The organism is Muriicola sp. Z0-33 (assembly GCF_026126425.1).
Classification (GTDB): Bacteria; Bacteroidota; Bacteroidia; order Flavobacteriales; family Flavobacteriaceae; genus JAFMPW01.
Genome location: NZ_JAFMPW010000019.1, coordinates 17,823 through 33,278 on the forward strand (window position 1 = coordinate 17,823; position 15,456 = coordinate 33,278).

The window sequence follows — 15,456 nt, forward strand, 5'->3', positions numbered from 1 at the left end:
GTTTCGTTGAAAATTATAGCATGGCATTTTATGGCCAATTATCGAATTACTAAGTAGAGAATCAAAAAGATGTATTGCCCAATCCTGCTGTTCCAGAGTGAATTTAAATTTTATGATGAGCAAATATTTTATGTCCGTAATTGCTTTTTTCCAGAAATTCATGGTTCAAGGGCATGTACGAAGCGTTAAAGCTAAAAAGAACATTGTTTCATCCGTTTTGATAAAGGGTGGGAGTATCGGGATAAGTCTATTGCTTGTACCGCTTACAATCAACTATGTTAACCCCGACCGCTATGGCATTTGGCTAACAATAAGTTCTATCGTTGCTTGGTTCAGTTTTTTTGATATCGGGCTCACTCAGGGGTTTCGGAATAAATTTGCAGAGGCCAGGGCCATCGGAGATGACGAAAGTGCACAGGTTTATGTAAGTACAACATACGCCGTATTGGGTACTATTTTTACTGTTGTGTTATCAATTTTTCTTCTGGTTAACCCACTTTTAAATTGGAGTGATTTACTCAATGTTTCATCTGAATTTTCTGAGGAGATTTCGCTCTTGGCGATTATAGTTTGTAGCTACTTCTGTTTACAGTTCGTTTTGCGGATAATTACAACGATAATCACGGCAGATCAAGAACCAGCACAGGCATCATTTATCGATTTGGTAGGACAGACAATTGCACTTTTGATAATTGCAATTTTAGTACAAACTACGTCAGGATCTTTAACTTATATGGGCATTGCTCTTTGTGCTGCTCCAATTCTTGCTTTGGTTGCAGCTAATATTTATTTTTTTTCGGGAAGATATAGACGGTATAGGCCATCATTGGCTAAAATCAGGTTTTCGAAAGCTAAGGAATTATTTAAACTTGGAGGGGTTTTTTTCATTATACAGATTGCCAGTATTGTGCAGTTTGAATTGGCAAATATTATAATTGCCAGAAATTTTGGACCTGTTGATGTTACAGATTACAATATTGTTTACAAATATTTTGGCGTCCTCAGTATGACCTTCATGATATTTTTAGCACCGTTCTGGTCTGCTTCTACGGAAGCTTTTTTAAAAAATGATATACAATGGATTAGAAATAGCATTAGAAAATACAATATGCTAAATATAGTATTCATTTTAGCTGGTACAATTCTACTTCTTTTTTCGAATTCTGTCTATACCTTATGGCTGGGAGAGGGTACGGTAGATATAAGTTTTCGATTATCCCTATGGGGGTTTTTTTATTTTAATGTTATGGTGTTTGAATCTAAATATGTTAGCTTTTTAAATGGAATCAGTGCTTTACGCATACAATTTTGGGCCAGTATTTTAAGTCCTTTTCTATTTATAGCTTTGGTACTCTTATTTATAAAACATTTTAATATGGGGGTATATTCATTGTTTGTGGCTTCAATTATTGCCAATTTTAATGGGTTTTTCATCGCTCCCTTGCAGTATTATATGATAATCGTTAAAAAGAAAAGAGGGATATGGATTGCTTAATAAAAACATACCTATGCTAATTTCATCTAAATATTTTCTGGATTGAATAAACTTTTAAAAAGGCTCATAAAAAGGCCCCAGTGGAATAATTTAAGGTCGGTCAATCCTATTTCCAGTCTTTTTGGTTCTGACCGGGGTACTCCCATCGACCGGTTTTATATTGAGGATTTTTTGTCCAATAATTCCTATTTGGTCAAGGGCCATATCCTGGAAATAGCGGACGCCTCCTATAGTAAAAAGTTTGGTGCCAAAATAGAAAAGTATGAGGTGTTGCATTCGGCCGAAGGAAATAATGTCACTATTGCTGGTGACCTCACAGATCTGGGTTCCTTGCCCGAAAATAAAATAGACTGTTTTATCTGCACCCAGACCTTTAATTTTATATACGATTTCAAGGCTGCAATTAAGGGAGCAAGACATTTACTGAAACCTGGTGGATACCTTTTGGCCACGGTTTCTGGTATTTCCCAAATTTCCCGGTACGACATGGAGAGATGGGGAGACTATTGGCGATTTACAACCTTATCGATTGAAAAAACTTTTGGTGAAGTTTTTGGGGAAGAGAATGTGAATGTCGATTTTTATGGCAATGTCCTTGCTGCGGTTGCTTTTTTGGAAGGGATAAGCGCCGAAGAATTGACCAAAAAAGAGCTGTTGTTCAAGGATGAAAACTACCAAGTAACCATTGTGGTAAAAGCCAAAAAATAAATCGATTGCGAATTTAAATTCCACTCCAAAAAATTGATACCTTCAAACAGGGTAAAGGTGGGGCCTGCTTTAATCACTGGATTTTGAGAGGGTTTCTTTAGAGTGATAGTTAAGAAATAAAATTCACTTTTTTCAAGTTCAAACATACTAGATATTCTGTACATAACATTCTTTTAATAATAAAAATGAACCTTAAATAGTAATAAGAATGAACCTTAAATCTAAGATAGATGTCATTGTTCCCAAGGCAATTGATAATGCGATCCACCTGCTCAATCCATTGCTCCTTAATTTATATAAAGAGGAGGGTAAATTGCTTATCTTTTATTTTCATGGAGTTTACAGAAATTTGGAAGATAAAAAACTTAAAGAGGTGTCTCCTCAAAATAATATTACGACAGACCAACTATCTCATTTTATTGAGTACTTCTTAGCCAATAAATATAACTTTATCAGTCCCGCCGATTTGGATGCCGGTTTATCCAGGGAGAAGCGATATATAATGATCACTTTTGACGACGGCTATTTTAACAATACCTGGGCATTACCCATTTTAAGAAAATTCAAAGTACCTGCGACGGTATTTATAACTACACATAATTTAATATCAAATGAGTCTTTTTGGTGGGATGTTGTGTATAAATTTAGAAGTAAGGAGGGTATTACACTTGATGCAATTCGCAAGGAACAGCAATATTTAAAAGCTTTTAAATATTCTGAAATAAATGAATACTTATATGAAAATTTTGGTAAAGACTGTTTTAACCCATGGTCTGATATTGACAGGCCAATGACAAAAGAAGAATTAATAACATTTGCATCTGACGAGTACATTACTATTGGTAACCACACGCACAATCATGCTATTTTGACTAATTATTCAGAACAGGAAATAGAGGAGGAGTTCAAAAAATCAAACCGTATTTTGGAAGAAACATTAGGGGAAAGTATAACCACCATGGCATTTCCAAACGGGAATTTTAATAAAAACATTCTGAATATTACGGAAGAGGCAGGCTTTAAATATGCATTTACGACACAAAGTTCAATTACTCGCCTACCGTTAAAAAATAATGGGACAATTAAACTTAACAGGTTTATGGCCAGAACCACTCCCATTAGTAATTATGGTAGCTTTACAAGACTAGGGTATGACGGCAATACGCTATACGCCAGGGTTAAGGGTAAATTAAAAAATCTTATTTAGGCGGTTAATCAACTAGTTAAAAACAACAATCAAGTTTAATGAAAATCCTACATCTCCAATATAGAACTTCCGCTGCCAGTCCTGCAAATCGACTTCATCAAGCTTTTATAGATAACGGCCTGGAATCGGAAATTTTGACCCTCTATGGAGATAATATCATAAGTCCTGGCATACAGGTACTGGGCAGGAATACCAGATTAAAAGCCAAAGCAAATAATTATATTCAGTCCTATGTCATCAAAAATAAAATAAGTGAGTTTGGAATGTTTTCCTATCCGATAGTCGGTTCTAATATAGCTACCCGAACGGAAGTTTTAGAAGCAGACGTCATTTACATTCATTGGGTCTTATATGGCTTTTTAAGTATAAAAAATCTGCGTCAATTGGCCTCCCTGGGAAAACCTTTGATTTTTGTCATGCATGATATGTGGAATATTACAGGCGGATGTCACCATAGCTTTGAATGCCCAAAGTATGAAAGCCATTGTAACAACTGCCAATTTTTTGAAGGAAATAAGACAAAAGACATTTCTTACAAAGGATTCAAAAAAAAACAGAAATTCTATAATGATTATGAAAATCTTTATTTTGTTTCACCAAGTGCCTGGTTATTTAAAAAAGCACAAAAGTCTGCTTTAACAGGAAAGAAGCCAATTTTTCATATAGGGAATATGCTTAGCGCAAGCCTTTTTAAACCGATAGATAAAAAAGTGGCAAAACAAATTTTAAATGTGGATGGAGATATGAAAATCATCGCCTTCGGGGCAATGGCGGTAGACAGCCCCTACAAAGGCTGGGCTTATCTAAAAAGGGCTCTCCACATTCTTTTAGATTCTGGTTATAGAAATTTTAAAATCTTAGTATTTGGAAGTGGTCAGAATTCTGAAATTGCAGATGCCATGCCTTACGATACCAAATTTGTGGGATTTGTAGATAGTGAATACGCGACATCTGTAATTTACAATGCGGCAGATGTTTTTGTTGCCCCTTCTTTAGCAGATAATCTCCCTTATACGATACTCGAATCTCTATCTTGTGGAACTCCTGTGGTGGCTTTTAATGTGGGCGGTATTCCTGAACTTATTAAGCATAGATTAAATGGGTATTTGGCTGAACAAAAGAATGCTGATGATTTGGCAAAGGGAATAAAATATTGTGTAGATGAAAAAGTGGTAGGGCGAAGACTCCCTGAATTTGATGAAAAATTTATTATCGAAAAACATTTTAAGTTGCTAAATCAGGTTACTTCATAATTTACTTTGATGAATAAACTACCAAATAATCTGCTACATACCACACTCAGGGAACGGGAAATAATAAATATTTTTTGGATTGGATTTTTGGTGTATACTCTTGGTTATACTATTTCTACAACTACGCTGGTCAATTATGTTGTTTGTCAAGTTTTTCAGGTTTTGGGCCTAATGCTTTTTCTGCCCACCTTTTTTTATATTATAAAGTTTCGTTTTGAAAATCGTTATTTACAGTTCGTATTTACCCTTTATTTAGTTTGGATCGCAGTAATAATTACTCGGGGATTCAATTTAAATTATGAGGAACTCAAATTTTTTCTTTTTGATGCTTGGTTCGGGGGAATTTTGTATTTGGCCCCACTTTTTTTAATGATGCCATTAAAATTTTTCTATATAAGGAGGATTTTTAACCTTCTAATCATTTTGGCATTTTTTTACGTGATTTATGATTTGGCGTTTATTAGTCATATCATGAGCTCACAACAAGATAGTGTTCTTAGCAGGGAAATGTTTGAATATTTTGCCAGAACTTTGGCTGTTCCTTGTTTTTTTTTATTAATGATTTATAGCTACCAATCAGGGAAAAAGAAATTTTTTCTGATTTTTATCTTTTTACTTACTGTCTTTTTTGCATTGGTAAGAGCTAGAAGAGGGCTTCTATTTATGTGCGGACTTACAGTATTATTTGCCTATTTACTTTATTTTATACAATCCCGACAGAAATTATTTGTTATCATATTGTCTATTGTATTGGGAGGTGTTTTAATACTATTTGGGTTTGAAATTTTTATGGCAAATAAAAATGGCGTGTTTAGTTATATTATAGATAGGGGATTAGAAGATACTCGTACCGGTGTTGAATTGTGTTTTTATAAGGATATGGAATCCATAGACTGGCTAATTGGTAAAGGCATGGATGGAGCATATTTTTGTCCGGGTATAACCCCGGATGCGATAACCGGCTATAGAACTACTATTGAAACCGATTATCTCCAGCTAATCCTGAAAGGCGGAATAATTTCCTTGTTGCTTTTTTTATTGATAACAATCCCTGCTATTTTTAAAGGTATTTTTTATTCCAATAATTCGCTTAGTAAAGCTGCAGGAATTTGGATTTTATTGATATTATTAAATATGTACCCTGCAACACTCAACACCTTTACCATGCAGTTCATTTTATTGTGGATATCAGTAGGAATTTGTTACTCAAAATCATTTAGGGAAATCCCCGAACAGGTTCTTGTAGATTATTTTAAGGGACGTGAAGATCTCAGAGGAATGGCTGAAGATATCAAAAATCAAACCCTTTAAAAAAATTGAAAGATGCTCTTACCCAAGGTTTTAATAATAAATCAACCTTTCAATTCCAATACGGGCGGTGGGATTACCCTTTCAAATCTTTTCGGTAACTGGGAAAGGAATAAACTGGCCGTTGCGTGCTCGGGATATTCGCTTACCGAAGATATGGATCCCAAGTTATGTAATAATTATTACCAGCTGGGTTCTAAAGAAAGAAAATGGATTTTTCCATTTAATCTCCTCAGACGAAAATATTATTCGGGTCCTATAAATATAGATGATAGGGCAAATAATAATGATAAAATTGTTGTTAAGAAATCAAAACTTCGCGTCAAGCTGATAATGGACTTTATTGTTCCTATTTTTGATTATATAGGGCTTTCCCATTTTCAAGCTAAATTAAAGTTGTCTTCAAGTTTTTGTAAGTGGCTTGATGAGTTTGACCCCGATATATATTACATGCAGGCCTCATCCAGAGAAGATATTATTCTTTGTAATGAGATCATAAAATATAAAAGAAGACCTGTGGTTTTTCATATGATGGATGATTGGCCTTCCTTAATAGGGATAAAAGGTTTCATGAAAAACTTTTGGAAAAGAAAAATAGACAAAGAATTTAGACTGCTGTTGACCAGGGCAGACTTGCTGATGGGTATTAGCGAGTATATGTGCGAAGTATATAAAAAACGTTATGGAAAAGCATTTGTCACTTTTCATAACCCTATTAACTTGAACTTCTGGAAAAAGGTGCAAAGGAACAATTATCAACTTACCAAAAGCCCAACCTTGTTATATGCCGGAAGGATAGGTCTTGGTATCAATAAATCTTTAAGGAACATAGCGGAAGCTATAAAAAAGGTTAACAAAGAACTCCATACCGATATAAAATTTATAATCCAGGCCCAAGATGCCCCCAATTGGATTAAGAATTATAAAAATGTCGACCATAGGGAATTTGTGAAATATGAAGATCTTCCAACTGTTTTTTCAAAAGCTGATTTTTTAATCCTTCCCTATGATTTTAGCACAGAATCCCTAAGTTACATTAAATACTCTATGCCCACAAAAGCCCCTGAATATATGGCAAGTGGTACGCCAATTGTCATTTTTGCCCCAAGAGATACCGCCTTGGTGCAATATGCTGAAAAATATCATTGGGCAACGGTAGTTACAGAAAACAGTGTAGCTGTTCTAACTGAAAAGTTAAAGAAATTGTTTCTTGACATATCTCTTCGAGAACAAGTAGCCAAAACAGCTAAAAATATTGCTGAAACTCGTCATGAATCAAATCTGGTGGTGAGGGAATTTGAACAAATGATTTTAACTGTGGCAGGAAAAAAGAAGATTTAAAAACAATACCTTCATGAACCACCTGGTTATTGGCATTCCAACTTATAAAAGACCGCTGTTGTTAGAGAAATTGGTCAATAGTATTTATACCTGTACCATCGATGAAAAATTTATTTCGGCCGTAGATATTTTGATTATAGATAATGATCAAAACAAAACTGCAGAAGCCACCACTTCAGGGCTTAAAAACAATTGTCCTTTTAATTTCAAGCTCCATTATCATAATTACCCTTTAAAAGGCCTTTCTAATGTTAGAAATGAAATTCTGGAGAAAGCACTTTTATTAGAACCAGATTTTGTTGTCTTTGTTGATGATGACGAGTATGTGACCAAGCCATGGCTGAATGAATTGATTTATACTATTGTAAATAATAACGGGGATATGGCCATGGGTCCGGTTATTCCCGAATTTGAAGTTACGGTTTCAAAGGCAATTTCAAATTGGTTTTTTCCTCCTCAGTACGAAAACAATAAGAAGTTGGATTTCATATTTACCGGTAATCTCATTATGCGTTCCAAATTTTTAAAAGAACATCAATTGCAATTTGATAAAAGGTTCAATAACATTGGTTCTGAAGATTTCTATTTCGGGATATGCGTTCTAAAAGAAAATGGCACTATTTATTATGCCGCAAAAGCAGTAGCCTATGAGTATATTTCTAAAAAAAGGGCAACTCTAAAATGGTTATTACAACGCAGGTATAGGGGGGCAAACTCTTTTATATACATACTGATTATAGAAAAGGAATTCATTGGCGTATTAAAAAAAATAATCATTAGTTTAATCTATTTTATTTTAGGAGTTGTTTGTTTACTTCTCCTTCCTTTTAAATTTAAATACAGGTATATTGGTATTTTAAAAATTGCAGAAGGTTTTGGAGGTCTTACAGGACTGATAAATGTAAGATATAATGAATATTTAAAAGATAATAGATGAGGATTCTTATTATTTATTTGCCATGATAAGGTCTCTTTACCGGTCTAAAATAAATTTTAAAATTATTGTCGCAACACAAGTAATTTACACTATAAGTAAAGGATGAGCATAATCCATTTAAATTTCAAGTACTTATGCGCCTTCCAGTAATTGAGTTGAATTTCATTTTGAGCGTTGTCAAGCTGTTTTCGCCGGCTTTCCGATTACTCTTAAAATAACAGAATCTAATTAGGGCTTGTTGATTTTATGGTTTGCGGCATACTTCGAGGCCGAATTAAAAAACGGCAGATAACAATGCCTATAATTAATCGTCACCCCTTCCCTATTTAGAATATTTTTACATTTAAATAAACAGTTTGATCAGCAGACGGAAAACCATAACAGATTTTGCCGCAACCAATCATAGTCGAAACGTTAAGCACAATTAAAAAAGAAAATTAATATGAAAAAATTTTTGTTAATAATTGAAGATGATTTTGAAGTATTGGGTAATGGTTTAGGCAATGTTGCATACCATCAATATTTACCGGCAAATTTCCTGATGAATTTATGTGATGAAATTGGAATTAAAATGAGTTTTATGGTGGACGTAGCCCACGTCCTCGAATTAAAAAAGAATGCAGCTAGATCTTCAGACATAAGGTTTCAAATCTTACTTTGGGAAGAAACTGTGAAACAAATGGTAGACAGGGGTTTTGATGTTCAATTACATCTTCATCCCCAATGGCTTAACGCAACGTACAAAGAACCTTTCTTTTATTTAGGGGATAATTGGAATTTAGGAAGAAGCAAACAAGATGAACAAGAAATTTTAATAAAAAATAGCGTTGAGTATCTCACGAACCTGATCACTCCTATAAAAAAAGATTACAAACTATCTACATTTAAAGCCGGATCATGGGGGCTACAACCTTCTGAAAATCTATTAGCCTTATTTGATAAATATAATTTTAAAATAATTTGTGGGTTAAGAAAAGACATGCACATTCCATCGGCAGGAATTGATTACAGAGGTCTTGAGGAAGATACATTGCCTTATTGTCCAAACTATAAAGATGTAAGAAAAGTAGGTAAAAATGGTAACTTAGTAATCATTCCTCTTGCTTATTATTCCCCTGATTTTGTGACCCTAAGTAGATTACTTTATCATCTTAAAGTAAAAATGCGTAAAAAACAAGACCCTAGTATATTCTACAATAAATCAATTCCTAATGAGGTTTATTCCAATAATGGAATTAAGAACAAGAAGATATTAAAATTCGGGATGCATCCATATTTAACTCACCTTAAGTTTAGTAACGAGCCTTTTTCTTACCTTAAAAAATCATTTGACACAGTACATAAAAGATTTTTGAAACTTGAAGGAAATGGGATTCCAATAATCTTTGAAAGTCATACAAAACATTATATGGGCAACTACAATAATATCAGTAAATTTTTAAAGTACATTATTACTCAATATAATGAAACAGTTGAGTTTATTACATTTTCTGACTATATAAATAACTATATGAGCAAAACAAAAGTGATTTGCAATGAAGATATCTAATGATAATATTTATCTAGAAGAAGATTTAGAAAAGTTTTTTAAGATAAATAACTCTGTCTGTTTTAATTCAGAATTAGAATTTGATATTCTTATTCTGCCCTCGTTTAATCAATGGGAAGAAATAAAAAATCATTTTCGGTTGGACTTTAGGTACTTTGATAAATTATTATTTAAAATTCACTTTAAAAGAAATAACCATTTAAGAGATCACGAAAGGTGCAATATCCTGAATTTTTTACTAATTGGTTATTACTATTCTAAAGATGTAAGGTATTTCAATGAGTTTTTATTCTTCTATGAAGAAAATGAAAGGTATGTAGAACTAATGACTATCTCAAAAAGTATATTTTACAAAAATATTGTAAATCATAAGCATATACATCCCTTAACATCAACTGAAAAAGTAAGTTCATTTATAGCACAAATAAAAAAAAAAGATATTTTACGTAAAATAGAGAAGCCTGTAAATATTGGGCTAATCGGCAACCCTATTTTTTTTAAAAAGATAAAAGCTCAACTCAATAAAATTGGACTTAATGTAAGTGTGTATCTTGTAAAGTACCATCAAAATAAATATTTGAATGCCTTATTTAACTTTCCACTATTCTGGCCGGTTTTAAGACTTCTTAGAATCATTCCTAACTATAAAGTTGTAAACCATAGAGATAAAAACCTGTCTTTAGCTGAAAAAGGATTAAAAGGTCAGGTTACCATAGGGTTTCATAAATTAGGTATTATCATTAGGGATAATATTATTGAAAATTTTTCAAAAGGACTTCTAAATGACCATTGGGCGGTACTTCCATTTGTTAGAGGGCGCTCTTCCATTGAATTCTCACTGTTGTTTGGGTTTGAAGTAGGAGCCACAGTTCATCTTGTAACAAATAAAATTGACGAAGGGGCAATAGTTAATGTTTATACATACAAAATCGATAAAATACATTCTATTAAGGGCATAAGAAAAAAGGTTAGAAATGATTTAACAACTCGTATTGTTGACGCAATGACTAAATATATATCATCTAACTATAGAACTATAGAAAATAATCCAAATATGGGATTAACATACTACAGTATTCATCCATTATTAGCAAACTACATAGAAACTGACATTTTGAATAAAAGTGTTTAACAATGTATAAAAATAATAGGCGAAATAGTAGTGTATTTATGAGTAGTAGCCCGCTTCAACTTTCGTGTGACTCGACAGGAAAGTGCCACGCAGTCCGCTATTAATCTTATACTAACCGTTGGCATCAATAGCTCAAAAATTTAATCTTACAGTAATTGTACAATATTTAAAAGAAAAACCCCATAAAATAGATCTATGGGATTTAATATTGTGAGTGGACTAAAATTTATATCCTACACCAAATCCAATAGCCAGAGGATGTATATCAACATCTGCGCCAACGGTTGCGCCCAATGCCGAAGTTGCATCGACTGTTGCATCAGTCTGAATAAATATCTTCTTTAGGTCAACATTCAGGAACCATTGGTCGCTTAAAGAATAGTCAAAGCCCCCTTGAAAAGCAAGCCCCAAACTATTTTCATAGTCTACAGCATCGGCTACAGCACCTTCATCTGCTCCGTAGAAAATAGTGAAATTGACACCGGCCCCTAAATAGGGTTTCAGGGCTCCGCCTGTAAAATGGTATTGCAAGGTTAGTGTAGGCGGCAATAACCAAACATCGCCCAATTCTATATCTCCTGCAGCAGTATTAATTGCCTCCACATCGTGTTTTGATGTCCCGAGAATAAGTTCAGCCGCAATATTTTCTGTAAAGAAATAGGTGAAATCCAATTCAGGAATCACAGCTGTGGAAATGTCCACATCACCTCCAATGCTCTCTATGGTGGCACTCTCGTCCGGAGTAATGACCACTCCTCTAAGCCGCACCTGCCATTTACTAAAATCGGATGATGCATTAGCATCATCCTGCCCCTGAACGCTCAATGAAAACAAAACGCCAACCAATAGAATTACTAATAAATTTTTCATATATAATTTCATTTAAGTTAAATCTGGCGCAAAACTATGCTGGAAAAAAAGGGGCGTTCATGATATATATCATAGATGAATTTTTAGTGTCGAGAAATATTTTTATTTCAGCAAAACAAGGGAATAAAAAATCACAGATAGACGGAATCCCAAACCGTTAAGGAAGTCCAAACCGATATTTAAGCTTTAAAAGCAGATAGGATGGCAACAGCTTAAATTCTGTATTATAAGTGCCGATATCACTTATGGCAAAACTCCTGTAAGTTCTGGTATTGAACAAATTATTACCATTTAAGCTTAATTCGAGTTTGTTTTGCCTTAAGGTATAGCGCAAAGCAAAATCAAGAAAATAGTAAGTGTTACTCCTATTATCGCGGTTCCCGAAAAAATATCTTTCTGCCTTCATCTCAATATTAAATCTGCCTCCACCATTATATGACAAATCGAGGAAAGAAATATTGTCTGTATACGCATTCGCCATTATTGTTTTAATCCGATGATTCGTCCACTTTGTACCAGCGTGGAAATTAAGTTTTCCACGAAATCCGGAGCGTAGTTGCAGGCCATAGTTATAAGCAACCGATAAGACTTCTCTTAGCTCCGAATTATTTACCATATTCCCATATTTTAATCTTGAATAACCCAGATCCAATTTAATGTTTGAAGAAAACGCGCTGATATAATGGTCTATTTTAGTGTTGAAATTTAGAAGATCCCTGTCTTTTATCATAAGACGTTCGGATAAACTATAATTAGGATCAATCACCATACTACTTGAAAAGAAATCATGGTTTCTGAGGTAGAGCAATACTGTGTTTGCAAAAAACCTATCACTCCAGTTGCCCAACTTATAACTTAGGAGAAAATTAGAAGCCGTCAATTGACTGAAAGAACCCGCACCTTTTGTAAAAGACTGAAAACCTGTTAAAGCAAAATTGTCATAAACATCTAATATGCTCGCATTAGTGCTAGAAAAGCTATATACCCCTCTAAAGGAACTCTTATCACTTGGTGACCAATCGAAACCAATTCTTGTATTAATAAAAAAGGGGGTTTCATTTACGGTACCAGATGCATTCTCAATGCCGTTAGCCAGTTGATGAAGCCCCAAACTTCCGTTAAATCCTAATTGCTTAGTCTTCCAGGTATATTTCGTTTTAAAATACAGGTCATTGGAGGCATATTCCAAACTGTTCTGATACCCGGGTGGAAGTTCAACTGCATTTATTCCTTCCATTAAGATCAGGTTAGACATAAAAGTATCCTTTCGATATTGATCTCCTATTTGAAACTCAAGTAAATGCCCTTTTTTTTGTTTTGTAAGCAAATGAACTTCAAATGCCAAAAGATTCAATTTGCTCTTGGTATTCTGAACAATATTATCAGCAGTGGTAATTTGAGGGAATAATTCAGGATAAAACAGCTCATTTATAGCATAGCGCTGAGGAACATCTTCATAAATATATCTTCCGCTAAAAAGTAGCATGCTATTTCCCTCCAATTTTCTTGTAAACCTTATAATTTGGTCCATAAAGGAGGCATTGGTCTCCAGGTCTTCAATTGCGGTACTTGAATTAAATGACAAATTACCAATACTATTGTTTTCATTATTACTAAAACGGGAACTTGACATCAAAGAAGCTGTTTGTGACAATTCCAGATCCAGATCAACCTCCATAAACCCAAGTGTACTGTTTTTAAACAAATCGCGATTTTCGATGTTAATGAATTTGGTTCCCAGAATGTCCACAGCAGCAGTACTACTTCTAAAGAAACCGTTTTCATCCCAGCTTAAAAATCCATTGGTTGAAATCTTAAGCCGTTTAAACGGATTAAAAATTGCATTGAGTGAGATGAGTTCAGAGTTGTTAAAATTTGTTCTATCTTTTTTAAAGTTGACAGGGATGGGGTCTATTTGTAATAAATGATGTGCTCTTTGTCCTTCACCAATTGCAGTTAAATCATCATAATTAATCGGATTTATTAGTCCGTCCAAATACCCTTTGGCGTCATGACCAATATCATTAAGGTTGCCGTAGAGATAGTATTTATTCTTCTTCCCATAATTCATCAAAATTGTTGAAAATTCATAATTGTCCGAGCTAGTAAGACCATGGGCCATCTCAACATTGCCAAACCAAATACGTTTTGCCTCTTCCTTTAGTCTTAAATTCAATGCAATTTTATCACTATCCTGAATGTCTTTAAGCAAATCATTTTCCAAATAGTTGTTTATAACCTCTACCTTGTCTATTGATTTAGAGGGCATATTTTTAGTGATCATTTTATAGCCCCGTTTAAAAAAGTCGTCCCCCTCTATCATGACTTTTTCAATTTCCGTATTTCCCACCCTGATACCACCATCCCGATCAACATTAACATTAGGAAGGTGCTTTAAAATATCCTCAACAACTTCTTCACTGCCCCTGGAGAATGCATCCACGTCAAAAACTATAGTGTCTTTTCTGATGTCAATTGGTTTATCATCAATTAAAATGACTTCATCCAGGACAACCACACTTTTATTAAGTACAACGTTTAAGGTAAATGCTCTTTCTGAGACAGAAGACACCTTTATAGGTCTGCTTTGTTTTTCAAAGCCAAGGGAAGAGAATTCAAGGACAAAATTTCCCGCTGCCTTTAAGTTGAGCTCGTAAAAGCCATCAGAATTTGTAAATGTGTAGGAATGTATCTTATTGTCCATAGACTTACAAACAACATTTGCATTTGTAATTGCCTTATCGCCAATTGTTCTGATTTTTCCTTTAACAACAAATTGCCCGTGAAGAGGAAGTACCAAAACAAAAAAACACAAAAAGTATTTCCACTGATTATTCAATTGCTATTGATCTTAGTGCTGTCGTTACTTTTTTTAACCTCAATTCTTATATTGGAAATGTGGACAGACCTATCGCTTTTAGTCAGTATTCTCCTTGCCTTTTCCTCAATGGAATTGGTGATACTGTCCTGATACTTCTGTAGAAGTTCTTCGTATTGAGAATTGCTGATATAATCCGCATCCGATGAGGGAGCATCCATAGTTTGCTTAAAAGGATAAACGACTTTAGTAGCCGCCAGATACAGCTTTCGATCTTCAGAATACAGCTCAAGTATTAAGCCCAATAACTGGCCAAATTCAAAAGGGCCGAAAGTGGTTGGTATATCCCTTGTAAACCAGGCGATATAACGATTCCCCTTGTATTCCAAAGTTGCTTTTAAGCAATCAAAGGATTGTATTTTTTTGGTGTCCGATGCTATCTCCCATTCCTGCTCCTGAATAGGTTCCTGGATAAATACTTTGCTTTGGGAGTTAAAATCCTGAACGGAACGTATAAAATGTTGACGTCTGTATTCATAGTAGTAACTATTAGAAAGAGTATCCACGACTTCGCGGTTCACATTTAATCTGAATTGATCCACCCCAAATTCCTTAACTTCATTGATTTCTTCATTTTTGGCATCTATCTTATAATTGAATAAAGATCGACTGGCATTGAAAAGTAAGATGGAAGAAAATTTTCTAGTGGTATTATCCAGGATCTTAAATACTTCATATTCTACTTTCACATCAGACATGGAGTTGTCCTGCGAACAAACAGCACTATAGCCCAGGAGGAAGAATATCATAATATATTTCATATGATTGGTATAAAAAT

12 protein-coding genes are annotated in these 15,456 nt (G+C 34.1%); 9 read left to right on the forward strand and 3 right to left on the reverse strand.

Going from position 1 to position 15,456, the window contains the following annotated elements:
* Nucleotides 1-112 precede the first annotated feature (112 nt).
* The 9 genes from J1G40_RS17270 (at nucleotide 113) to J1G40_RS17310 (ending at nucleotide 10,930) form a co-directional block, all read left to right on the forward strand.
* Nucleotides 113-1,495 carry an MATE family efflux transporter gene (locus J1G40_RS17270; protein WP_265243914.1) on the forward strand — a complete coding sequence of 461 codons (1,383 nt, stop codon included), beginning with the start codon at nucleotides 113-115 and terminating at the stop codon, nucleotides 1,493-1,495.
* A 42-nt stretch (nucleotides 1,496-1,537) separates the two neighbouring features.
* Nucleotides 1,538-2,203 (forward strand): class I SAM-dependent methyltransferase, encoded by a 666-nt coding sequence (locus tag J1G40_RS17275; protein ID WP_265243915.1) that lies wholly within the window; start codon nucleotides 1,538-1,540, stop codon nucleotides 2,201-2,203.
* A gap of 208 nt (nucleotides 2,204-2,411) precedes the next feature.
* Complete coding sequence (locus J1G40_RS17280) at nucleotides 2,412-3,410, forward strand: polysaccharide deacetylase family protein (RefSeq protein WP_265243916.1); 999 nt, start codon at nucleotides 2,412-2,414, stop codon at nucleotides 3,408-3,410.
* Between the two features lie 38 nt (nucleotides 3,411-3,448).
* Nucleotides 3,449-4,663, forward strand: a complete 1,215-nt coding sequence (locus J1G40_RS17285) for a glycosyltransferase (RefSeq protein WP_265243917.1) — start codon at nucleotides 3,449-3,451, stop codon at nucleotides 4,661-4,663.
* A gap of 471 nt (nucleotides 4,664-5,134) precedes the next feature.
* Entirely contained in the window at nucleotides 5,135-5,974 is an 840-nt protein-coding gene (locus J1G40_RS17290; RefSeq protein ID WP_265243918.1) for a hypothetical protein, read from the forward strand.
* Nucleotides 5,975-5,986: 12 nt separating this feature from the next.
* On the forward strand, nucleotides 5,987-7,312 hold the full coding sequence (locus J1G40_RS17295) for a glycosyltransferase (RefSeq protein ID WP_265243919.1): 1,326 nt from the start codon (nucleotides 5,987-5,989) through the stop codon (nucleotides 7,310-7,312).
* Between the two features lie 13 nt (nucleotides 7,313-7,325).
* A complete protein-coding gene (locus tag J1G40_RS17300) occupies nucleotides 7,326-8,249 on the forward strand; it encodes a glycosyltransferase family 2 protein (RefSeq protein ID WP_265243920.1) in 924 nt (307 codons plus the stop codon).
* 442 nt (nucleotides 8,250-8,691) lie between these two features.
* The gene (locus tag J1G40_RS17305; protein WP_265243921.1) at nucleotides 8,692-9,798 is read left to right on the forward strand and encodes a hypothetical protein; all 1,107 of its coding nucleotides are present in this window, start codon (nucleotides 8,692-8,694) and stop codon (nucleotides 9,796-9,798) included.
* Nucleotides 9,785-10,930, forward strand: a complete 1,146-nt coding sequence (locus J1G40_RS17310) for a formyltransferase family protein (RefSeq protein WP_265243922.1) — start codon at nucleotides 9,785-9,787, stop codon at nucleotides 10,928-10,930. The genes J1G40_RS17305 and J1G40_RS17310 overlap by 14 nt, the downstream gene beginning before the upstream one ends.
* A gap of 219 nt (nucleotides 10,931-11,149) precedes the next feature.
* On the opposite strand, the gene J1G40_RS17315 is transcribed toward J1G40_RS17310, so the two are convergent.
* From J1G40_RS17315 to J1G40_RS17325, 3 genes are all read right to left on the reverse strand, one after another.
* Nucleotides 11,150-11,800 (reverse strand): OmpW/AlkL family protein, encoded by a 651-nt coding sequence (locus J1G40_RS17315; RefSeq protein ID WP_265243923.1) that lies wholly within the window; start codon nucleotides 11,798-11,800, stop codon nucleotides 11,150-11,152.
* Between the two features lie 157 nt (nucleotides 11,801-11,957).
* A complete protein-coding gene (locus J1G40_RS17320) occupies nucleotides 11,958-14,639 on the reverse strand; it encodes a carboxypeptidase-like regulatory domain-containing protein (protein WP_321160209.1) in 2,682 nt (893 codons plus the stop codon).
* Nucleotides 14,636-15,439, reverse strand: a complete 804-nt coding sequence (locus J1G40_RS17325; protein WP_265243924.1) for a GLPGLI family protein — start codon at nucleotides 15,437-15,439, stop codon at nucleotides 14,636-14,638. The genes J1G40_RS17320 and J1G40_RS17325 overlap by 4 nt, the downstream gene beginning before the upstream one ends.
* Between the last annotated feature and the right edge of the window lie 17 nt (nucleotides 15,440-15,456).